Origin of the sequence: Streptomyces marokkonensis, assembly GCF_039539045.1 — a bacterium.
Lineage (GTDB): Bacteria > Actinomycetota > Actinomycetes > Streptomycetales > Streptomycetaceae > Streptomyces > Streptomyces marokkonensis.
In genome coordinates this window covers 22,354-43,217 of sequence record NZ_BAABCQ010000052.1, presented here as the reverse complement: position 1 = coordinate 43,217, position 20,864 = coordinate 22,354, and the positions used below count along the sequence as shown (strand labels likewise).

Genomic DNA, 20,864 nt, shown 5'->3' with positions numbered 1-20,864 from the left:
GGGCGCCCGAGGTTTTCCCACTCATGGTAAAGGACGAGCAAAAGCATGGGGAGTCCCCAAATGTCCTCGGACCCCTATGCTTCTACCCGCCTGTAGAGAACGGCCGTACGGTTCCGGTTGTTCCCCGCACGAAAGCGCCCGCACGAACGTGAAGGAGAGAACGCCTCGATGGTGTTCAAGCGGCTGCCCGGTTCCCTCGGCGTGGGCGGTCCCACGGTGGACACGGTCCTCGACCCGGGCGCCGCCCGGCCGGGGGGCGCGCTGTCGGGCCGGGTACGGCTCGTCGGTGGCACCGCCGACCAGGACGTCGAGCACGTCGCGCTGGAACTGGTGGCCCACGTCGAGGCCGGGCGTGACACATGTGACGGGCGTGACGGGCACGACAGACGTGACGGGAACGAGGACGGGAACGAGGACGGGGCCGGGAGGAGCGAGAGGGGCGTCGTCTTCGGTCGGCACACCGTCGGCGGGGCCTTCCGGCTCGGGGCGGGCGAGCACCACAGCGTGCCGTTCACACTGTCGCTGCCCTGGGAGACACCGGTCACCGAGCTGGACGGGCGGCCGCTGGGCATCGCGCTCGGCCTGCGCACCGAACTGGCGGTCACCGGCGCCCACACCGGCGACACGGGCGACACGGGCGACACCGATCCGCTGACCGTCGCACCGCTGCCCGCCCAGGAGGCCATCCTGGAGGCCTTCGAGCGGCTCGGCTTCGGCTTCCGCTCCGCCGGCCTGGAGTCCGGCCGCATCGGCGGCACCGGGCAGCGGCTCCCCTTCCACCAGGAGATCGAACTCGCCCCGCCCCCGCCCTACGCCCATCAGGTCAACGAGATCGAGCTGACCTTCCTGGCCGTGCCCGGTGCCCTGGAGGTGGTGCTGGAGGCGGACAAGCGCGGCGACCCGTTCCCCGGCGGCCCGCTCTCCGAGGGACATGACGCCCTCAGCCGTTTCACCGTCCCGCACGAGGGGCCGGCCGGCCCCCTGGACTGGAACGCCCTCGTCGACGGCTGGGTACGGGAGCTGGTGGAGCACCGCGAGTCGTACGGCTCCCACGCGGTGTACAGCCACGAGTCCGGGCGCCTGGCCGGCACCGGATCCGGCAGGGGCACCCCTACCGGCTCCGGCAGCGACTCCGGAACCGTCGTGGGGGCGGAGGAAGCCTGATAACTTCTACAGGAGTGTAGAAGTCAGCAAGTCAGCTCCTCAGACCCGTACGGAGTTCTCATGGCCCTGTGGGACCGCTTCAAGGAGTCCGCGTCGCAGATGCAGACGCAGCTCGTCGCGAAGAAGAACGACCTCAAGAGCGGCGCCTTCCGCGACGCGAGCATGGCGATGTGCGCGCTGGTCGCCACCGCGGACGGGACTGTCGACGCGTCGGAGCGGCAGCGGGTGGCCCAGCTCATCGCCACCAACGAGGTGCTGCAGAACTTCCCCGCCGACGACCTGCGCCGCCGTTTCGAGGCCAACCTGGACAAGCTGACCGCCGACTTCGCCTTCGGCAAGGTCGGCGTCCTCCAGGAGATCGCCAAGGCGAAGAAGAAGCCGGCCGAGGCGCGGGCCGTGGTGCAGATCGGCATCGTGATCGGCGGCGCCGACGGGGACTTCGACAAGGACGAGCGGGCCGTCGTCCGCGAGGCGTGCTTCGCCCTGGATCTGCCGCCGCACGAGTTCGACCTCTGACGTTCGCCGGTTTTGCCGTAGATTCCGTGCGGGCCCGTGCCGCGGGTCCGCACCGTACGCCCACCAGGAGAGCGCCGTGTTCGGACTGAGCGAGCTCGCGATCATTCTCATCGTCGTCATAGCCGTTCTCGCAGCCAAGAAACTCCCCGAGCTGACCCGCTCGGCGGGCAAGTCGGCCCGGATTCTCAAGGCCGAGGCCCGCGCGATGAAGGACGAGGAGCGGACGCCGCCGGAGGACCGGGAGGCGCCCCGGGTCATCCAGGGCGAGGCGGTCCGCCGCGACGACACCGGGGACGGCGACCCCGGCACGGCGCCCGGCGCGCGGGGCACCTCCCAGGGCTGACCGGACCGGGTACAGGTCGGTCCGGTCAGGTGCAGGACGGTCCGCCCGGGTACAGAACGGTCCGCCCGGGTACAGAACGGCCCGCCCGGGTACAGAACGGTCCGCCCGGGTACAGAACGGTCCGCCCGGGTTCAGGACGGGTCCTCCGGTACGGCGGACAGCAGGCTGTGCACGACGGGGCCCGCCGAGCCACCACCGGTGACGCCCTCCTCGACGACGACGGCGACGGCGACGTTGCCTCGGTGGGCGACGAGCCAGCCGTTGTTGTCCTGGTCGTCGGAGACCTCTGCGGTGCCGGTCTTCGCGCCGATCTCCCCGGGCAGGTCGGCCAGGACGCGCGCGGTGCCGTCGGTGACGGTGGCCCGCATCAGTTCACGCAGTTGGGTGACGACCTCGTCGGGGAGCGGCTCGGTACGGGTCTCGTCCGTGTTTCCGGCGGTGACGGACGGCTGGTGGAACTCGCCGGAGACCGCGGTGGCCGTCACCGACGCCATGATCAGGGGGTTGGCCTGTACCCGGCCCTGCCCGATCATCGACGCGGCCTTCTCCGTCTCGTCCTTGGGTACCGGCACGGAGCCGTCGTACGTCGGGATGCCGATGTGCCACTCCTGGCCGACCCCGAAGTGGGTGCGGGCGACCTCGCCCAACTCGCCGTCGTCGAGCTTGCCGCGCAGGCTGATGAACGCGGTGTTGCAGGACTCCGTGAAGTCCTTCCGGAAGGTGGCGCCGGGGTACTCGGAGGTCTCCACGTTGTGGAACTCCTTCCCGACCGTCAGGTACTTGGGGCAGTCCACGACGTCGTCGGGCGCGACCGCGTCCTTGAGCAGCAGCGCGGTGCTGGTGACGATCTTCCAGGTGGAGCCGGGCGCGTAGGTACCGGAGGCGGCGCGGTTGAAGCCGCTGGAGGGGGAGTTGGCGAGGGCGAGGACCTCGCCGTTGTCGATGCGCAGGGCAACGAGGGCGGCGTTCTTGCCGTCGGCCTCGGCGAGGGCCTGCTCGGCCGCGGACTGCCAGGTGGCATCCAGGGTGGTGCGGACGGGCTCGCCCTCCGCCGCCGGGTCGGGCTTCTTGCCGAAGGACGCCTCGGTGCGCACGGTCTCGCCGGTCGCCCGGTCGATCAGCTCGACCGCGCCGCGCGGTCCGCCGTCGGCGCCACCGGCGAGGCGGCCCAGGAGGGGGGTCAGGGACGGGTGGTCGCCGCCCGAGAGTGAGGTTCCCTCGCGGTCGGTGACCTCGGGCGGGGTCGTCTCCTCGCGCTCCAGCCGGAACTTCGCCGTTTCGCTCAGCCGCGGATGGACCAGGGACAGCCGCCAGTCCACCTTCCAGCCGCCGTCGTCCTGTTCGCGCAGCGGCAGTCGCGACTCGTAGGTCCAGGTACCCAGACCGGTGATCGGCATCTTCGCGGTGAAGGGGACGCCGAGGGTGCCGTCCTCGGCCTCCTCCTTCACGTCCGGCGCCGCCGTCAGCTCGGGCTTACTGATGTCGAGTCCGGCGGTGAAGCTCTGCAGCACCTCCTGCGCCGTGTCGGGACTGGTGGTGCGGCCGGCCGCGCTCGGCAGCCGCCCGGCGGCCCAGTCGGCGAGGAAGGCGCGCGCCTGTTTCATCGCGGCGGGGTCGGGACCGTCGTCGCCGCGTGCGAAGGGTCCGAACCCGGCGGCGTACGAGCCGCCTGCGGCGATCGCGAGTACGACCCCCACCGCGGCGACGGCCCGCACGCCGTTGCGTGGGCCGCGGCGACGGGGGGAGGTGAGGTGGGGGGCGTCGTCAGGCATCGGAAGGTCCTTTTCTGTCCGTGACGGGCTGTCCGTGACGGGCTGTCCGTCGTCTCACGTCAGCGACCGGCGCCTGCGCCTGCGCTGCTGCCGGTGCCGGTGCCGGGGCCGGTGCCGGTGCCGGTGAAGAAGTCGATGATCGTGTCGGTGGCGTTCAGGGCCTTGCTCGTGGGGCCGAATCCCTTGGGCGGGGCGATCGTCGAGCCCGGCCAGGTGTGACCGGCGTCGTCGACGACGAGGAGCTGGACGGTGGCTCCTCCACCGGCCTCCGGGGCGTTCTTCAGGCTCCAGACGGTGCGGTCGTAGCCCTTCTTGTGTTCCGTGACCGGACCGCCCGCGTCGCCCTCGGCGGCGAACGCCTCCGCGCTGTCCCGGGCCGACAGGCTCGGCAGGATCGGCTCCTCGGGGTTCGGCGGCGGGGAGGGCCAGCCCTTGAGGGGGCGTACGGGGTCGTCGGCTCCGTAGACGACCATGACGGGGACGGGCCCGGTCGGCTCGACCGCGGCGTCGCCCGCGGGCAGCTGGCCGGACACCGAGGCCGCTCCCGCCAGCAGGTCGGGGAGTTGGGCGGCTACGCGCAGCGCCATCGAGCCGCCGTTGGAGAACCCGGCGACATAAACCTGCTCGGGGTCGGCCCGCTCGGTGCCTACGAGGTGCTTGACCAGCGCCTCGGTGAAGCGGACGTCGAGGTCCGGGTCCGGGCGCTGCTCGGTCGCCCGTGTGCCCGCGCCCCAGCCGTCGTCGAGGCCTTCGGGGTAGGCGACCAGCATGCCGCGCTCCCCGGCGGCCTTCTCCAGCCTGCTCTTCTTACGCATCTCCGCCGCGTCGGCGCCCCTGCCGTGGAAGGCGATGACGAGAGGCCTCGGACCGTCGGCGGCGGTGGTGGGCCGATGCAGAAGGTACTGGCGGGTGTGGCCGTCCACCCGTAGCTGTGCGCGGACGTCCGGCGCCGCGGAGGCCGTGTCCCCGGAAGCCCGGGACGGGCTGCTCGCCGCCGGCGCCGAGTCCGGGCCCCCGGACTCGGCGGCGCAGCCGGCCAGCGGGAGAGCGAGGGCGAGGGCGAGCGCGGTGGGCCACCGGCGGGGGCGCGGGGAAAGGCCGGAGAAGCGGCCCGACGAACCGTCCGAAGAGCGGTCCGAGGAAGAGTGGGGGAGGTCGCGGAAGGAACGCATGGCCCGAGGAGAGCAACCCGGTGCGACCCCTGTCCAAGATTGATATGGATGTCGGTTCGATCAATGCCCGATATGATTACTGGTCGTGGACCTGGTGCGGCACCTGGAGTGCTTTGTGGCTGTTGCAGAAGAGTCACACTTCGGGCGTGCTGCGGCCCGTCTCGGCATGGCCCAGCCACCTCTTTCGCAGCGCGTCCAGCGGCTGGAGAAGGAGCTGGGCGTCCGGCTCTTCGAGCGCACCAGCCGCCAGGTGACGATCACCGAGGCGGGCACGCTCCTGCTCGCCGAGGCCCGGGAGCTGCTCGCCCGCTCCGACTCCTTCCTGGCCACCGCGCGCCGCATCCGCAGCGGCGAGACCGGCCTGCTGCGCGCCGCCCTGTCCCCCGACATCTCCGGCGAGACCGTCGCCGCGCTGCTGGCGGACTTCCGGCACCGGCACGCCGGCCTGGAGCTGGAGCTGCACGAGCTGTCCACCGCCCAGCAGCTCGCCGGGTTCGCCGCCCACGAGCTGGACGTCGGCCTCATCCACCACCCGTGCGACGTCACCGGTCTGGAGCTGGGCCCCGTGCTGCGCCGCGACCTCGGCGTGCTGCTGCCGCGCGGCGCGGACCAGGCGGAGCTCGACGAGGTGCCGCTCGCCTCCCTCACCGGGTACGACCTGGTCCTCTTCCCGCGCTCCGGGGCCCCCGCGGTCTACGACGACCTGCTCACCGCCTGCGCCCGGGGCGGCTACACCCCCGCCGCCGTACGGCACGGCCAGGGCGCCAGCTTCGTCCGCGGACTGGTGCTGTCGTCCGGGGCCGTCGCCCTCGGTCCCCGCGACACCCGGCTCGCCGCGGCCGGTGACGGGGACCTGGTCTGGCGTCCGCTGGCCGGGGCCCCGCTGGCCTGGCGGCACTCGGTGGCCTGGCCCAGGGGGCGCGGTGACGCCGCCGTCGGCGCCTTCGCGGACGCGGCCACGCACGCCCTGCGCACCACGGCCGGCGCCCGCTCCGAGGCACCCGCCCGGCCACTGCACCTTCGCCCGGCATCGGAGTTCTGGCTATGACCGACACCGCCACCACCGGCCGTCTGGACGCGGCCTTCGCCGACGCCGGGGTCACCGGGTGGCTGCATGCCGTGGACATCGACTCCGGCGCGCAGGCCGGGACCGGGGCGGACCAGCCGGTGTGCACGGCCAGCGTCCACAAGGTGTGTGTGCTCCTCACGCTGCACGAGCTGGCGGCGGCCGGGGAGCTCGACCTCACCGAACGGGTCGAGTGCCCGCCGGCCGGGCGCACCCCGGGGCCCACCGGGCTCGCGGCCATGCTCGACCCGGTCCGGCTGTCGCTGCGCGACGCGGCGTTCCTGATGATGTCCGTCAGCGACAACACCGCCGCCGACCTGCTGCTGCGCCGGGTCGGGCTGGACGCCGTCAACCGCACCACGGCCCGGCTCGGCCTCACCCGCACGCGGGCGGTGTACGGCTTCGGCGACATGCTCGCCGCGATGCGCGAGGACACGGGGCCGGACGGTGCCCAGGCCCTGGCCGACCCGCACGTCATCGCCCGGCTCCGCGCCCTGGACCCGGCCCGCACCAACCGCAGCACCCCGCGCGACATGACCCGTCTGCTCGCCGCCCTCTGGCGGGACGAGACGTGCCCGCCCCAGTACGGCGCCGCCATGCGCCGCATCATGGGCCTCCAGGTCTGGCCGCACCGGCTGGCCTCCGGCTTCCCCTTCGACGACGTCCACGTGGCCGGCAAGACGGGCAGTCTGCCGACCCTGCGCAACGAGGTCGGCGTCGTCGAGTACCCCGACGGCGGCCGCTACGCCGTGGCCGTCTTCACCCGCACCGCCCACACCGCCACCGTCCTCCCCGCGGCGGACGCGGTGATCGGCACGGCGGCCCGGATCGCGGTGGACGCGCTGCGGGCACCGTGAGACGGAAACGGCGGGCGGGGGGCGGGGGCGGGGCGGCGGGCACCGGGTCCGGGCCCTCCCGGCAGCGGCGTCGAGGGGCGAAGGCGGCGTCAGCCGTCGTTGTCGCGCCAGCGCCCGCCGCTCGGGGCCGAGTCGAAGCGGGTCGCCGCCGAGGCGTTGCCACTGAAGTCGTTGCCGGAAACCCGGCCGCCGGTCCAGGTGGCCTCGTGCGCGATCCACACGGCGTGGGTCTGGGTGCGCGGGCGCCCGTCGTCCCGGACGCGGTTGCCGTGCACGTACGGGTGGGCCACGGCGGCGGCGGCGGTGATGCCGGTACGCGGGGCCGGGCAGTCCGGGAGACGGTAGGCGGCGCCCGGCGCGGGGGTGCCGCCGTCGGGCCAGGCCGTGTCCGCGCCCGGGCGCCTGGGGGCGAGGGTGAGCTCGGTGGCGGTGTTGTCACGGACCACGGCGTTTCGGCCGTCGCCGACCGTCAGCTCCTTGCCGCGGTGGCCGCCGGGGAGCCAGTCGGCGTTCTCGTCGGTGAGGGACAGCGGCCCGCAGTGGACGCCCTCGCCTCCCCCGTCCGTCGCCGGCGCGGCGCGGCGGCCGTTGTTCCGGATCCGGTTGCCGAAGATCGCCGGCTCGTGCAGCGGGGCGTCGACGCGGATGCCGTCCAGGGCGTTGTCGTGGATGTCGTTGGACTCCAGGACGATGTCGGTGGCGGGCTCCTGGTCGCCCCCGGCCAGGTTGTGCTGCCAGTAGCCGTACCGCCCGTTGCCGCTGACGCGGTTGCCGCGGAAGGCGTACGGCCCGGGGGTGTTGCCGAGCGCGATTCCGTCCCCCACGTTGCCGTCGGTCACGCACCCGGTGACGATGCCGCCGCGTCCGCCGACGCTCGTCGTGCCCTGCGCCGACACGTCGAACCCGGCGACGTGGTTGCCGAGCATCGAGCAACCGGTGACCAGCAGGCCGTCGGCGCCCCAGTCGGAGATGCCGTAGCGGTTGTCCTCGGTGTGGCAGGCGGTGACGCGGATGCCGCGGGGCGGGACCCAGTCGTCCTGCTGGAGTTCGAGGAAGATGCCGTTGGTGCCGTTGCCGGTGGCCGTGCAGTCGGTCACCGCCAGCCGTTCGACCGGCCCCCATCCGCCGACCCCGATCCCGATGCCGGCGCCGCCCATCTCCTCACCGGGGTCCTGTCGTCCGCACCGCTCGGCCAGCACGCCCTCGACGACGGTGTCCTGGAGGAAGTCGCACCCGAATCCGGTGGCGGCCGTGTCGTGGATGTACAGGTCGGTGAAGCGCCCGCGCAGCACGTACTGGAGCCCGAGCCCCTTGGCCAGCACCTCGTAGTCCTCGGTCTCCACCTGGGAGCCGTCGATCTCGAAGTGGGCGAAGGTGACGTCGGCGATGTGGTTGTCCCGTCCGGCGCCGTGCTGGGCGGTGGTGAACCAGGCCAGCGGCACCGGCCGCGTCGGGGCGCCGGGGTTGCACAGCGCGAAGCAGGTGGCACCGCGGCCGGCGCCGATCAGCGAGACGCCGCTGCGCCAGAGCACGGGCCGGTCCCGGATCACGTAGCGCCCGGCGGGCACCCGCACGGTGCGCGGCCGCCCGTCGGCGGCGGTGGCGTCGCCCAGCGCGTCCACCAGTTTCTGCAGGGCCGGCCGGTCGTCGGCGGTGCCGTCCCCGACCAGGCCGTACGCATGGGCGTCGGCCGTCAACGGCGCGGTCATGGGGCGCTCCTTCCACCGACGACGTGGGGGCACGGCGGCGGCGGGCTCGACACCGACGCCGCCGCGCTGCCGGCCGGGTACCAGGCACCGGCCCTTCTCAATCAGGACGAGGGGCCACCGGCACCTACTCGGACATTCCTGGCGCTTTATCTCATTTGGGGGTACATAATCAGAACATGAGTACGGCAACGTATGAACTGCTGGCCGCGTCCTCGCACGCGCTCAACGTGACCATGGCCTTCGTCGGCGGGCTGGTGATCGCCGGTGCGCTGATCTGGGCCGTGCGGATGGGCATGAGGGTCATGGAACGGGAATCCGAACGCCCCCACGCCGACGAGCAACCCAAGCTCCCCCCGACCGGTGCCGTCCACGAGGAACGGGAGATGCGGGAACCCGACGAGGTCCCGCTGATGACGGACGGAAGCCCTCGGCTGATGCCGTACCAGCTCCACCACTCGGGCAGCCGCCGTGGCCAGGACCAGAACCGCCGCCGCTGGCTGCCGGGGTCGAGCGGATCCTTCGGCGGCGGCGGCCCCGGGCACGTCTGACCAAAGCGGCCTCCGCCGACCCGAACGTCCTCCGGCGGCCCAAACGTCCTCCGGCGGCCCGAACGCCCCCCGGCGGCCCGAACGCCCCCGGCGGCCCGAACGCCCCCCGGCGGCCCGAACGCCCCCGGCGGCCCAAACGCCCCCCGGCGGCCCGAACGCCCTCCGGCGGCAGCGCTGCGCAGCCCGACGGGCTCCGCAGGGCGCCGCTCCGCCACCGCCGGGGCGCCCGGGCATCCCCCGCCCGGCCAGCGCCGGCGTGCGCGGCGGCGCCCGCGGACCTTCACTGGAGGAGCCCCGCGTGTCCTCGCGGGGCGTGTACTCACCAGGTCCCTGGAGGCGACATGGCCGGTCACCGGGTGCTGCGGGCGGTCGGTGCGACGGTACTCGCGGGCACCGTGCTGGCCGGTTGTTCCGACGGCGACGGCAGCGCCGCCGACGTGCCGTCGGACGCCGGGAGCGCCGCGGCCGAACGGGCCGCGTCGGCGGCCTCCTCGCTCGCGTCCCGGGGCTCGGACGCCGTGGCGTCGGCGACGGCGGAGGCCGGGCGGTGGCTCGAGGACATCCAGGAGGGCGCCGACGTCGAGGGCGACGTGAAGCTGGGTGCCCCGAAGACCGACGCCGACGGCCGCACCACCGTCGAGGCCACCGTCACCAACACCGCCGACTCCACGAAGTCCTTCGCGGTGCAGGTGAACTTCACGGACGCCGGCGGCGACCTGATCGACACGGCCGTCGTCACCGTCCCCGACGTCCCCGCCGGAAAGTCCGCCCACGCCACCGCCCGCAGCACCCACGACCTGTCCGGGGACGTGCGCACGGTGGTGGCCCGGGCCGTGCGCTACTGACACCCATGAGCGACCCGGACGCCGACGACGGCGAGGGCACGGGCGAAGAAACCCCCGGCACCCACGGCACCCCCGGTGTCTTCAAGGAACAGGACTACGCGGCCCGCATGGCACGGGCCGCGTACGAGGCCGCCACCCTCGGGCTCGCCGGTGTGCTGGTCACCCCGGGCCCCGACCTGGAGTGGCTGTGCGGCTACCGGCCCGCGGGCGCCACCGAGCGCCTCACCCTCCTCGTCCTCACCGCCGACGCCCAGCCCCGGCTGCTGGTCCCCGGACTGGACCGCCCGGACGCGGAGGCGGCCCCCGGCGCGGGCGCGCTGCGCGTCTTCGAGTGGTGGGACGGCCAGAACCCGCACACCGCGGCGGCCGGACTGCTGCGCCCGCACGGCCGGTACGGCGTCTCCGACGGAACCTGGGCGCTGCACCTGCTCTGCCTCCAGCAGTCGCTGCCGCTGGCCACCTACCAGCCCCTGTCCGCCGTACTGCCCATGCTGCGGGCGGTGAAGGACGAGCCGGAGCTGGTCCGGCTGGCGGCCGCGGCGGCGGCTGCGGACGCCGCGTACGAGGAGGTCCTCGGGCTGCGCTTCGGCGGACGCCGCGAACGCGACCTGGCCGCCGACCTGGCCCGGCTGCTGCGCGAGCACGGGCACAGCCGGGTCGGTCTCACGGTGGTCGGCTCCGGACCCCACGGCGCCGACCCGCACCACCGGGCCGGCGACCGGGTCATCGAGGACGGCGACATGGTGGTCCTCGACTTCGGCGGCCTCAAGGACGGCTACGGCTCCGACTCCGCCCGCACCGTCCACGTCGGCGCGCCCACCGACGAGGAACGCCGGGTCCACGAGACCGTCCGTGCCGCCCAGCAGGCGGCCTTCGAGGCGGTGCGGCCCGGGGTGTCCTGCCAGGAGATCGACCGGGCGGCCCGCGCGGTGATCGAGGAGGCCGGACACGCCGAGCACTTCCCGCACCGCACCGGCCACGGCGTCGGCGTCACCGTCCACGAGCCGCCCTACCTGGTGGAGGGCGAGGAGCAGCCGCTCGCACCGGGCATGTGCTTCTCCGTCGAGCCCGGCATCTATCTCCCCGACCGCTTCGGAGTCCGCATCGAGGACGTCGTGACCTGCACGGAGGACGGGGGCCGCCGGCTCAACACCACGTCGCACGAACTGGCGGTCGTGCACTGATCCGCCGGCCCCGCGGACCCCTGGAGCAGAGGCAGGGGCAGGGGCCGTCTAGAGCCCCAGCCACACCGTCGTGTCCGGGCCCAGGCGGCCGTCGTCCAGGGGTGCGCTGCTCAGCAGCACCTCCCCGGCCGGCAGGTCGACCGTCGTGCCGGAGAGGTTGGTGACGCACCGCCAGCTGTCCGAGCGGTCGAACCGGAGGACCCCGGCCGGGACGTCGTCCGCCCAGGTCAGCGACTCACCGTCGAGCAGTTTGCGGCGCAGTCGCAGGGCCGTGCGATACAGCTCCAGGGTCGAGCCCGCCACCCCGTCCTGGGCCTGGACGGCGTACGACGCGAAGTCCGGCGGCTGCGGCAGCCACGCGGCGCCCGCGCCGAAGCCGTACGACGGTCCGCCCGTCGTCCACGGCAGTGGCACCCGGCATCCGTCGCGGCCCTTGCGGACGTGCCCGGTCTGCTCCCAGATCGGGTCCTGGAGGACCTCGGTGGGCAGGTCGGCCACCTCGGGCAGGCCCAGCTCCTCGCCCTGGTAGACGTACGCCGATCCGGGCAGCGCCAGCATCAGCAGCGTCGCCGCGCGCGCCCGGCGCAGGCCGGCCCGCTCGTCGACGGCCGGCGCGTGGCCGCCGGACAGCAGCCAGGCGTCGGTGTCGGTGTCCGGCGGGAGGACCAGGCGGGTGGCGTGCCGGACCACGTCGTGGTTGGACAGCACCCAGGTCGCCGAGGCACCGGCGGCACGGGCGTCTTCCAGGGAGCCGGCGATGACCTCGCGCAGCTCCGCCGCCTCCCAGCGCGCCTGGAGGTACTCGAAGTTGAAGGCCTGGCCCAGCTCGTCCGGCCGGGCGTACAGCGCGCGCCGGGCGCCGGGCACCCAGGCCTCGGCCACCGCCATACGGGGCGGGGAGTAGGCGTCGAGGATCTTGCGCCAGTCGCGGTAGACCTCGTGGACGTCGTCGCGGTCGTAGAACGGGTGCGTGCCCGGGGCGAACCGGTCGAGTGCCGCCTCACTGCTCAGCTCGGGGGCGCCGAGGTCGCGCAGCGGCTCGGTCAGGTCCTTGACCAGCGCGTGCGCCACGTCGACGCGGAAGCCGTCGACGCCCCGGTCGCACCAGAACTTCAGCGTGGTACGGAAGTCGGCGCGGACCTGCTCGTTCTCCCAGTTCAGGTCGGGCTGCTGGGGCGCGAAGAGGTGCAGGTACCACTGTCCGTCGGGCACCCGCCTCCAGGCGCTGCCGCCGAAGACCGACTGCCAGTCGGTGGGCGGCAGCTCCCCGTGCTCGCCCCGGCCGTCCCGGAAGACGTAGCGGTCGCGGGCCGGGGAGCCGGGGCCCGAGTCCAGTGCCTCCCGGAACCACGCGTGGCGGTGCGAGGTGTGGTTGGGGACCAGGTCGACGATGACCTTGAGGCCCAGGCGGTGGGCCTCGGCGGCCATGGCGTCGAAGTCGTCCAGGGTGCCCAGGCGCGGGTCGACGTCCCGGTAGTCGTCGACGTCGTAGCCGCCGTCGGCGAGTTCGGACGGGTAGAACGGGCTGAGCCACAGGGCGTCGACGCCCAGGGCGGCCAGGTGCGTCAGGCGCTGGGTGATGCCGCGCAGGTCACCGAGCCCGTCGCCGTCGGCGTCGGCGAAGCTGCGGGGATAGACCTGGTAGATGACGGCCTGACGCCACCAGTCGGGGTCCTTGGACGACAGGTCGGGCGTGCGGGTGGTGCTGCGTACGGTCACGCGGTCTCCTTCGCGATGCGTGCGGGCGACACGAATAGATCTGTCCACATCACCCGAAAAGCGAACCCGCGCGCCCGCGACGCGCCGGGGTCACGAACCCGTGCGCTCGACCGCCCCCAGGTACAGATTCACGTACCGGGCCACGTCCACGTCCAACGCCACGTCCACCAGGGGCTGTTCGCGCGCGCCCCGGTGCAGTTCGGACTCGCCGGGGCGGGCGCGGCGGTCGACGACGGTCTGGCCGCGGGCCGGCCCGGGGGCCAGGGACACCTCGACGGGCAGCCGGTGCGTGGTCAGACCCTCCGGGTCGATCACCGCGCAGACCGCGCCCGCGTCGCCGAGGCCGCCGCCGGGGTCGGACTCGTCGGTGGCCGGGCCCCGGTGGGCGAGCAGCTCGCCGGCGAGCCGGGTGCCGGGCTCGGCGCTCGCGCGCAGCCGGCGTACGTCCGGCCCCGGGACGACCACCCGCTCGAACACGTCCAGCCCGTACATCGTGATCGGCACCCCGGCGGTGAGCAGGATCGCGGCGGCCTCCGGGTCGTGCCACACGTTGAACTCGGCGACCGGCGTCGCGTTGCCGGTGGCCACCGCGCCGCCCATGAAGACGATCCGCTCGATGTTGGCGGTGACCTCCGGGTGGGTGCGCAGCAGCAGCGCGATGTTGGTCGCCGGGGCGGTGGGGATCAGGGTGACCGGACGCGGGGAAGCGAGGATCTCCCGGCGCAGCAGGGTCACCGCGTCCACGTCGACGGGGCCGCGGGTGGGTGCGGGGGCGGGCAGGCCGAGGTCGCCCATGCCGTCCTGCCCGTGCACGTGCCGGGCGGTGCGCACGTCCTCGATCAGCGGACGCTCGGCACCCCGGGCGACGGGGACGTCCGGTGCGCCGGCCTGCTCCAGCACGGTCAGGGTGTTCCGTACGACGCCCTCCACGTCGGTGTTCCCGGCCACGCAGGTGACCGCGCGCAGGTCGAGCCCGGGGTGCCGGACCGCCAGCAGCAGGGCCAGGGCGTCGTCGATGCCGGTGTCGCAGTCGATGATCACCGGAATGGGGTGCCGGCCAGGGGCGGTCGTCACGGCGGGGCTCCTCGGGTTGGGGGGGGTGGGGGGTTGGGGGGTTGGGGGGTGCTGAGGGCGTGGGCCTCGGTGACCCTACGCGGGCTCACGCGGACACCCACGGCTCGGGGGCGCGGGCCAAGGAACGGCCGGCGCCGGTCCGCGACTCGCGGGCGCGAACCCAGGAACGGCCGGGACAGAGGCGGCTTCGGGGCGCGGGCCCACAACCGCCCGGCGGCGCGCCGCCGCGCGCGACCGTACGTCCGGTGCCGCCGTGCCTCGCCCACCGCGCCTCACCCGGACGGCCCGGCACGCTGGTGGCGCGGCGGGGGCGGTGGTGCCGTGGAGGGTGTGACCGGTCCTGCACGGCGCCGGTCGCCCCGGCCTTCAGGAGGCACCCCTGATGCAGCACGCCGCCCCGGCCGCCCGCCCCGTGCTCGCCGCCACGCTCTCGGCGCTGGCGCTGACGGTGGCGGCCTGCTCCACCGACGGACGGGGGACGGACCGGCCGGCCCGCACCACGCAGGCCACCGCGCAGTCCCCGGCCGCGTTGCCGACGCCCGCCGTGCCGCCCGCGCTCACCCGGGGACAGGCACGGGCGGCCCTGATCACGGAGGCCGACCTGGGGCAGGCGTGGCAACCGACGCGGGGTGCGGCGACCTGGCGGGACGAGGTGCTCAAGGCCTCCGCCGATCGGCCCGACTGCGGGCGGCTGCTGGACGTCCTCTACACCGAGGAACTCTTCGGCGCCGCCACCGCGCCCCGCGCCGTCGTCGCCCTGGACGACACGGCCGGCGGGGCCCAGCTGCACTACCGGATCACCTCGCACCGGGCAGCCGACATCGACCGGTCACTGGCCTGGCTCGCGACGCTGCCGGACGTGTGCGGGCGCTTCACGGCCCGGGCCGCTCACGGCGCCACCCGGACCGTCCGGGTCACCGGCGTGACGCTGCCGGAGTCGGGGGACGCCCGGCAGGGCCTGCGGGTGACGGTGAATGCCGAGGACGGTGCCGTCCTCGTCGTGGACCTCGTCGCCGTACGCGTCGGCGACGACGCGATCAGCCTCACCAGCGGCAGCCTCGGCGAACCGGCCGACGACGCCGTCCGTACGTCCGTCGCGGTCGGGACAGAGCGGCTGACGGAGGTGCGCCGACAGGGACGGGCACACGTCTAGCGAACGGACGAGCGGATGGCCGACCAGGCCGACGGACAGGGCGGAAGGCGGGCGGCCAGGCAGGCCGACGAGCGGAAGGCAGCCGACGGACGACGGATGACGGACAGACGGCTGGGCGGCTGGGCGGCTGGGCGGCTGGGCGGCTGGGCGGCTGGGCGGCTGGGCGGGCCGGTGAGCGCGCGGGCCGACGGACGGCGCGCAGGCCGGCACCGCGTTTCCGCCTCACCGGCCCCCCTACGCCCAACGGTCGCGGTCGCGGTCGAAGCGTCGGCGATGGGTGAGTACGTCACAAGCCACCTCGTGGGCGGTGCGGCCGCAGGCGAACGCGTCGGCGCGCAGGCGGGCCAGGGCCTCGTCGGCGCCGACTCCCAGCTGGGCCATGATCATGCCCACGGCCTGGTAGACCTCGTCGTGGTCACCGGCCAGCTCGTCCAGCCAGGCCGCCTCCTCCCCGCGCTCCTCCCCGCGCGACAGCACCATCAGCGCCACCGTCATGACACCGGCCACCAGCCGCGCCAGGCTCAGCTGCGGGCCGGTCAGCCCGCCGGGAGTGTCGCGGTAGAGGTCGAGGGTGCCCAGACACACTGCGTCGTTGCCCAGCGGCAGCGCGTAGACCGCCCGTACTCCGACCGCCGTCGCCTGCTGGGCGAAGACGGGCCACCGGCCGACGTCGGCACCGGCCGTCAGATCACGGGCGAGCACCGGGGCGCCCGACTCGGCGGCGCTCACGCAGGGGCCGTCACCCAGAGTGCTCTGGATCTCCGCCAGGTACGACGCCCGGTCACCGCTGGCACACAGCCGTACCGGTACTCCCTCGCCGCGCAGCGACGCGCTCGCGCCGGTCACCGGGAGCAGCCGAACGGCCACCTCGCACAGTCGTCCCGGGACCTCGCCCGGCGGGGCGTCCCGCACCTCCGCGGCGATCACTTCCGCGGCGCGAGCCCCGCCCGGGGACCACCCGGATTCGTCACTGGGCCGCACGCGCACCGCCTCCTTCACTCACGCGGCCGCAGGGTCGACTACCCGTGCCCGACCAGTGGAAACTCGGCTGGTCCCCGGGTTGTGGCAGCGTCTACAGAGGCGGCTGTGCGGGCGCCGGTCCCAGAGTGGTCGTGCCGGGTGCCGTCCGGTGTCCGAGGCCGGTGCGATAGGCGTCCAGCGCCGCCTCCACGCGGCCGGTGCGGCGCAGCAGGTCGCCGAGGAGCCGGCACAGGTCGGCCAGGTCGCCGGCTGCTCCGGCCCGCTCCAGCAGGCTCAGGGCGCGGACGTAGTGCTCCTCGGCGACCTCGGTGTCCCGGGCGTCCTCGGCGATGATGCCGAGCAGGCGGTGCGCGCCCGCGGAGTGCACGGCGCCGCGTTCGGAGGAGAGGTCGTCCAGTACGCCGTGCAGCAGTTCGGCGGCCTCCTGGGACTTGCCGCGCCGGTGCAGTACGTCGGCCAGCTCGACGGCGACCTGGCTGCTGTAGAGGGCGGCGCGGGTGACCGAGAGCATGCCGAGGGCCTCCCGCATCTCGGCCTCGGCGCGCCGCAGCTCGCCGTTCTGGGCGCATACGTAGCCGCGCATCCAGTGGCAGTTGGCCAGCTCGGTGCGGAGCTGGAGCGTGCGGTACAGCTCGGCCGCCTTGGCCAGCGAGGCGTCGGCCTCGGCGAGACGGCCCTCGGCGAGCAGCGTTCGGGCGACGGAGCGGTGCATGCGGGCCACCAGGGCGGGGTCACCGGCGCTGGGGGCGAGGGAGAGGGCAAGCTCGGCGGCCTGGGCGGCGCGCGCGTGCGCGCCCATGTCCATGTACGGGCCGATGGCGCTGGCGTAGAGCATCAGCAGCGCGTCGGGGTCGTGCAGGCCGCCCCGGTTCAGCTCGTCGAGGGTGGACTCGAGGAGGTAGACGGCGTAGCGGAGTTCACCGGCGAGGTAGTGGGCGAGGGCGCGTCCGCGCAGGGCGGGGACGCGGGCGGGCAGCGGGGCTCCGGCGTCGGCGAGGCACTGCTCGGCCCGCTCGAAGTAGTTCCGGCCTGTGACCAGCTCGCCGGTCTCCACCGCGCACTCCCCGAGGCCCAGCAGCGCGGCGGCCCGCTCCTCGGGCAGCTCGTACGCCTCGGCCTCGGCGAGCAGCTCGGCGTACTGCCCGGCCGCCCGTTCGGCACCCTCGGTGGCGAGCGTGCGCTGCGCCTCGGTGAGCCTCAGCCGCAGGTCGGTGGCGAGCCGCGCCGGACGCCCGGTGGCCAGTTCCTCGTAGCCGACGCCGAGCCGCTCGGCGAGATGCCGTAGCGCCTCGTCGGACGGGCGGACGCGGCCGGCCTCCAGGGTGGAGATGTAGGCGGGCGTGTAGGCCGGTTCCGCGAGCTGGCGCTGGGTCATTCCGCGCTCGGCCCGCAGCCGCTGCACCCGGCGCCCGATGGCCTCCCGGCCGTCACGGTCCCCCACTGTCAACTCCCCCTGCGGCTCTTGCCGTTCCACTCCGGCGGCTCTAGGTTAAACCGCGGGTTAAGCGCACTTAACAGCGCTTGGCGCCATTCCCGTCCCCCTCCGCAGAAGGACGCCGTGCCCGGACGCACCCGCACCGCCGAACGTTACGCCAGAGCTCTCACCGCCGCCGTCGCCGCCGTGGCCTGCCTGCTGCTGGCCGCGAACGCGGGACCGACGGACACGGCGCACCCGCCGGTACCCGCACCGACGGGGGACACCACCTCGGACAAGGGGGACACCCTCTCGGACCTGGACTCTCTGGCCACGGTGGACCGCTGACGACGCGCACCGGGCAGCGGGCACGAGGCAGCGCGCCCGGGCACCCGGCAGCGGGCACCGGGCACCGGGCACCGGGCAGGAAATGACTCAGCCCCGACGGAACCAGGGTCCCTATCAGCCCTGGGTCTGCAACCGGCTCAGCTCCCGTTGCACATGGTCCAGCGCGCCTTCGCGCGGGCCGGGGACCCGGCCCCGCAGCGCGGCGAGCGCCGCGCCCAGTTCCCGGGCCCGCCCGGCGTCGCGGACCTGCCCCCACTGGTGATGGGCCCGGTCGACGGCCGCCTCCACCGCGGGCGCCTGCGGCGGCTGCCCGGCGCCCAGGCGAGCCTCGGCCACCGTCAGCCACGCCCGGCAGCTGCGCGCCGGATCCCCCGCGAACATCGCCAGGTCGGCCCGGACCTCCGTCCAGTGCAGCGCGTCCTCGGAGGCGGGCCCGTGCGCGTCGGCGGCGGCCCGCTCGTGCCGGGCGGCGAGCGCGTCGGCGTCCGCGTGCCGCCCGGACTGCACGGCGGCGGCGATGACCGCGTGCGGGTCCCCCGCCACCGGCCCGGGCGCCGTCAGCACCAGGTCCGCGCCGGTGGACCCGACGCTTCCCGTCCTGCCCCCCGCGCCCTCGGCCGCGCCACGGGCCAGCGCCTGCTCGTGCAACTGGTCCGGCGGCGGCCGGTGCCCGCTGCGCAGGATCGTCGCGACGGCACGCATGTACGACGGGGTGGCCACCGTCCGCCGCGAGGGCGGCGGCGCGACGCGCCCGTAGACGGCGTTGTTGCGCCCGGAGTCCAGTGGGTTCGCCCGCAGCCACTGCCAGGTCTCCTGGTCGGCGTGCAGGTCGAGCAGCAGTGTCGTCGCGCCGCTCGGCCGCAGCCGCAGCTCCTCGCGGATCCAGTGCCAGGGCAGGGCGGTGTAGCGGACGGTCGCCGGTGTCGTACGGGCCAGCGCCAGATGCGGCAGGCGCTGGCGGCGGTCCAGCTGGAGCTGTCCGGCGACGTAGACGGTCAGCGGTCCGGGGGCCGCCGCGGCGGCGCGCAGCCGGGTGAGGACGGCCTGCGGCTCCAGCGGGTCGGCGAGCTCGACCACGTTCGCAGTGTCGGTTCCGGAGAGCACGGCGGGCGGCACGGCCGCGAGTACGGGGAGCACGGAGGCGGCGTCCACCAGGCACCCCCGGCCCACGGGCGACGCCGCGAGCAGCAGCACGGTTCCGGGCATGTCACCTCCCCCTGTCGATCGATCATTCACAATTTCAATTTCACACGTACCGCAGCACCTTGACGTGCTCCCTGGCCTAAAGTCCAGGGAATCCGGCCTGGGTCGTGTGACCCTTCCGGGGGCTTCCTGCTTCACCGGGCTGCGCGGGCACGCGTGCCCGTCTTACCTGCGCTCCACAGGCGTTCGGTGTCTCCGCCCGTCCGGCGGCGACGATGCGGCGTCCTTCGAAGAGGATATTGCGGGCTGCGTTGGCGACCTTGAGGCGGGCCTTGGCGCGGTTCTTCGATTCCTTGGCCTTACGGGACAGCTCCCGCTGAAGACGCTTGAGCTTCTTCTCCGCCCGGCGCAGGAAGCGCGGGCTGTCGATCTTGCTGCCGTCGGACAGGACGCAGGATGTCCGGCTCGGTGTCCACGACGAAGCTGAGGTGGCCAAGGTCGGCAACCTCAAGGTCAAGTGGTCGCGTCGGCTTCCCACGGCCCCGACTTCCCTGACCGTCACCAATAAGCAACCCGGTAACCGCTGCGGCTGCGAAGCGGGGCCTCAGCCGCCCGTTGTCCCTCTCCGGCGCCGTACCGCGAAGATGGTGGTGTCGTCGGCCACCCGCCCCTGGCAGTGCCGCAGCGTGCCCTCCCGTACGAGCGCCACCAGCCGCGACGGCGCGGCGTTCGAGGGGTCGGCGGCGACGGCGCGGGCGACGTCCTCGGCGTGCCGGTAGAAGCATCCGTCGGGGTCGCGTGCCTCGGTCACCCCGTCGGTGACCAGCAGCAGCGTCTCGTCCGCGGCGAGGGCCAGCCGGTGCACCGACACCGGCGGGCCGGGCGCGAGGTCGCCCATGCCCAGCGGCAGCCCGCCGACGGCCGGCAGGGACCGTACGCCGCCGGGGCCGACCGCCAGCGGGGGTTCGTGACCGAAGACGACGACGTCCACCGCGTCCGGCAGTTCCTCCGAGAAGCCGACCAGCACGGCGGTGGCGAAACGGTCGCCGTCGGACCGGCCGAGGGCCGCGGTGTGCGCGCGGTGGCGCACCATGCGGATCTCCAGGCGCTCGGCGACCGTCGCGAGGTCCGGCTCGTGGTAGCCGGCCTCGCGGAAGCTGCTGAGCAGCGCGGCCGCCGCCTCCACCGCGCCCAGCCCCTTGCCCTGCACATCGCCTACGAGGACGCGGGTGCCGTGCGGGCCGGGCTGGATGTCGTAGAAGTCGCCGCCGACGCGGGCCTCGGTGTCCGCGGAGAGGTAGACGGCGGCGTGGTCGAGGCCGCCGAAGCCCACCGGGAGCGGGCGCAGCACGGTGCGGCGCGTGGTGTCGGCGATGTCCCGCATGTGCAGCATGCGCTGCTCGCCGCCGACCCGGAGCGCGGTGGCCAGCACGGCGATCAGTCCGCCGAGGACGACGAGGATCAGCCCGGGGAGCCCGGTCTCGTCGCGGTGCTGCCAGGTGGTGTCGGCCAGGACGTAGACGACGACGGCGACCACCGCGTACACGGCCGTGGCCCACACCCCGCAGATCGCGGCGGCCGCGCCGGGCACGAGCACGATCCAGGCGATGATCTCGAACGCGCCGGTGGTGATGTCGGTCGCGGTGATACCGATCAGCAGGAGCAGTGGGAACACCCAGGCGACGCTGTGGCCGCGGACGCTGAGCAGCTCGTGCCGGGACACGGCGTCGCCCCGGCCGGCGGCGTGGACGAGCCGGCCGAACAGCCGCCACCGGCCGCGCACCGGTCTGCGGTCGCGACCCCTCACGGGGCCCAGCGAAACACGCGCTCCCACGGCCCGCATCCTGACTTGCCAG

At 74.4% G+C, this 20,864-nt stretch carries 19 protein-coding genes and 1 pseudogene; 10 read left to right on the top strand and 10 right to left on the bottom strand.

Annotated elements, in window-relative coordinates:
* Positions 1–168 precede the first annotated feature (168 nt).
* From ABEA26_RS15520 to ABEA26_RS15510, 3 genes are all read left to right on the top strand, one after another.
* A complete protein-coding gene (locus ABEA26_RS15520) occupies positions 169–1,164 on the top strand; it encodes a sporulation protein (protein WP_345592833.1) in 996 nt (331 codons plus the stop codon).
* Between the two features lie 60 nt (positions 1,165–1,224).
* On the top strand, positions 1,225–1,680 hold the full coding sequence (locus tag ABEA26_RS15515; RefSeq protein WP_345592832.1) for a tellurite resistance TerB family protein: 456 nt from the start codon (positions 1,225–1,227) through the stop codon (positions 1,678–1,680).
* A 76-nt stretch (positions 1,681–1,756) separates the two neighbouring features.
* Positions 1,757–2,023 carry a twin-arginine translocase TatA/TatE family subunit gene (locus tag ABEA26_RS15510; protein ID WP_345592831.1) on the top strand — a complete coding sequence of 89 codons (267 nt, stop codon included), beginning with the start codon at positions 1,757–1,759 and terminating at the stop codon, positions 2,021–2,023.
* Between the two features lie 131 nt (positions 2,024–2,154).
* On the opposite strand, the gene ABEA26_RS15505 is transcribed toward ABEA26_RS15510, so the two are convergent.
* Entirely contained in the window at positions 2,155–3,795 is a 1,641-nt protein-coding gene (locus tag ABEA26_RS15505; RefSeq protein ID WP_345592830.1) for a penicillin-binding transpeptidase domain-containing protein, read from the bottom strand.
* 59 nt (positions 3,796–3,854) lie between these two features.
* Positions 3,855–4,967, bottom strand: a complete 1,113-nt coding sequence (locus ABEA26_RS15500) for a CE1 family esterase (protein WP_345592828.1) — start codon at positions 4,965–4,967, stop codon at positions 3,855–3,857.
* Between the two features lie 85 nt (positions 4,968–5,052).
* On the opposite strand from ABEA26_RS15500, the gene ABEA26_RS15495 reads away from it, so the two are divergent.
* Together ABEA26_RS15495 and ABEA26_RS15490 are read left to right on the top strand one after the other, a co-directional pair.
* Positions 5,053–6,015: a LysR family transcriptional regulator gene (locus tag ABEA26_RS15495; protein ID WP_345592827.1), complete on the top strand. Its 963-nt coding sequence runs from the start codon at positions 5,053–5,055 to the stop codon at positions 6,013–6,015.
* Positions 6,012–6,890 carry a serine hydrolase gene (locus tag ABEA26_RS15490; RefSeq protein WP_345592826.1) on the top strand — a complete coding sequence of 293 codons (879 nt, stop codon included), beginning with the start codon at positions 6,012–6,014 and terminating at the stop codon, positions 6,888–6,890. Before ABEA26_RS15495 ends, ABEA26_RS15490 begins: the two co-directional genes overlap by 4 nt.
* Before the next feature lie 89 nt (positions 6,891–6,979).
* On the opposite strand, the gene ABEA26_RS15485 is transcribed toward ABEA26_RS15490, so the two are convergent.
* On the bottom strand, positions 6,980–8,599 hold the full coding sequence (locus ABEA26_RS15485) for a right-handed parallel beta-helix repeat-containing protein (RefSeq protein WP_345592825.1): 1,620 nt from the start codon (positions 8,597–8,599) through the stop codon (positions 6,980–6,982).
* 176 nt (positions 8,600–8,775) lie between these two features.
* On the opposite strand from ABEA26_RS15485, the gene ABEA26_RS15480 reads away from it, so the two are divergent.
* The 3 genes from ABEA26_RS15480 (at position 8,776) to ABEA26_RS15470 (ending at position 11,176) form a co-directional block, all read left to right on the top strand.
* Complete coding sequence (locus ABEA26_RS15480) at positions 8,776–9,147, top strand: DUF6479 family protein (protein WP_345592823.1); 372 nt, start codon at positions 8,776–8,778, stop codon at positions 9,145–9,147.
* A gap of 341 nt (positions 9,148–9,488) precedes the next feature.
* A complete protein-coding gene (locus ABEA26_RS15475; RefSeq protein WP_345592821.1) occupies positions 9,489–9,992 on the top strand; it encodes an FxLYD domain-containing protein in 504 nt (167 codons plus the stop codon).
* 107 nt (positions 9,993–10,099) lie between these two features.
* Positions 10,100–11,176, top strand: a complete 1,077-nt coding sequence (locus tag ABEA26_RS15470) for a M24 family metallopeptidase (RefSeq protein ID WP_345592835.1) — start codon at positions 10,100–10,102, stop codon at positions 11,174–11,176.
* Between the two features lie 48 nt (positions 11,177–11,224).
* Here ABEA26_RS15470 and ABEA26_RS15465 read toward each other — a convergent pair whose 3' ends face one another.
* Positions 11,225–12,895, bottom strand: coding sequence for a glycoside hydrolase family 13 protein (locus tag ABEA26_RS15465; protein WP_345592819.1), 1,671 nt, complete (start codon positions 12,893–12,895; stop codon positions 11,225–11,227).
* 90 nt (positions 12,896–12,985) lie between these two features.
* Complete coding sequence (locus tag ABEA26_RS15460; protein ID WP_345592817.1) at positions 12,986–13,969, bottom strand: nucleoside hydrolase; 984 nt, start codon at positions 13,967–13,969, stop codon at positions 12,986–12,988.
* Between the two features lie 382 nt (positions 13,970–14,351).
* Here ABEA26_RS15460 and ABEA26_RS15455 point away from each other — a divergent pair, with 382 nt between their 5' ends.
* The gene (locus ABEA26_RS15455; RefSeq protein WP_345592815.1) at positions 14,352–15,122 is read left to right on the top strand and encodes a hypothetical protein; all 771 of its coding nucleotides are present in this window, start codon (positions 14,352–14,354) and stop codon (positions 15,120–15,122) included.
* A gap of 234 nt (positions 15,123–15,356) precedes the next feature.
* Here ABEA26_RS15455 and ABEA26_RS15450 read toward each other — a convergent pair whose 3' ends face one another.
* Positions 15,357–16,103 (bottom strand): GAF and ANTAR domain-containing protein, encoded by a 747-nt coding sequence (locus ABEA26_RS15450; RefSeq protein WP_425587844.1) that lies wholly within the window; start codon positions 16,101–16,103, stop codon positions 15,357–15,359.
* A 91-nt stretch (positions 16,104–16,194) separates the two neighbouring features.
* On the bottom strand, positions 16,195–17,544 hold the full coding sequence (locus tag ABEA26_RS15445) for a helix-turn-helix domain-containing protein (protein WP_345592813.1): 1,350 nt from the start codon (positions 17,542–17,544) through the stop codon (positions 16,195–16,197).
* A 117-nt stretch (positions 17,545–17,661) separates the two neighbouring features.
* Between ABEA26_RS15445 and ABEA26_RS15440 the strand changes: the two genes are divergently transcribed.
* On the top strand, positions 17,662–17,865 hold the full coding sequence (locus tag ABEA26_RS15440) for a hypothetical protein (RefSeq protein WP_345592811.1): 204 nt from the start codon (positions 17,662–17,664) through the stop codon (positions 17,863–17,865).
* A gap of 114 nt (positions 17,866–17,979) precedes the next feature.
* On the opposite strand, the gene ABEA26_RS15435 is transcribed toward ABEA26_RS15440, so the two are convergent.
* The 3 genes and pseudogenes from ABEA26_RS15435 to ABEA26_RS15425 all read right to left on the bottom strand — a co-directional run bounded on the left by ABEA26_RS15435 (position 17,980) and on the right by ABEA26_RS15425 (position 20,851).
* On the bottom strand, positions 17,980–19,071 hold the full coding sequence (locus ABEA26_RS15435) for a hypothetical protein (RefSeq protein ID WP_345592810.1): 1,092 nt from the start codon (positions 19,069–19,071) through the stop codon (positions 17,980–17,982).
* Between the two features lie 76 nt (positions 19,072–19,147).
* Positions 19,148–19,459, bottom strand: a pseudogene (locus ABEA26_RS15430) (transposase); the annotation flags it as partial.
* 153 nt (positions 19,460–19,612) lie between these two features.
* Complete coding sequence (locus ABEA26_RS15425; protein ID WP_345592808.1) at positions 19,613–20,851, bottom strand: PP2C family protein-serine/threonine phosphatase; 1,239 nt, start codon at positions 20,849–20,851, stop codon at positions 19,613–19,615.
* Between the last annotated feature and the right edge of the window lie 13 nt (positions 20,852–20,864).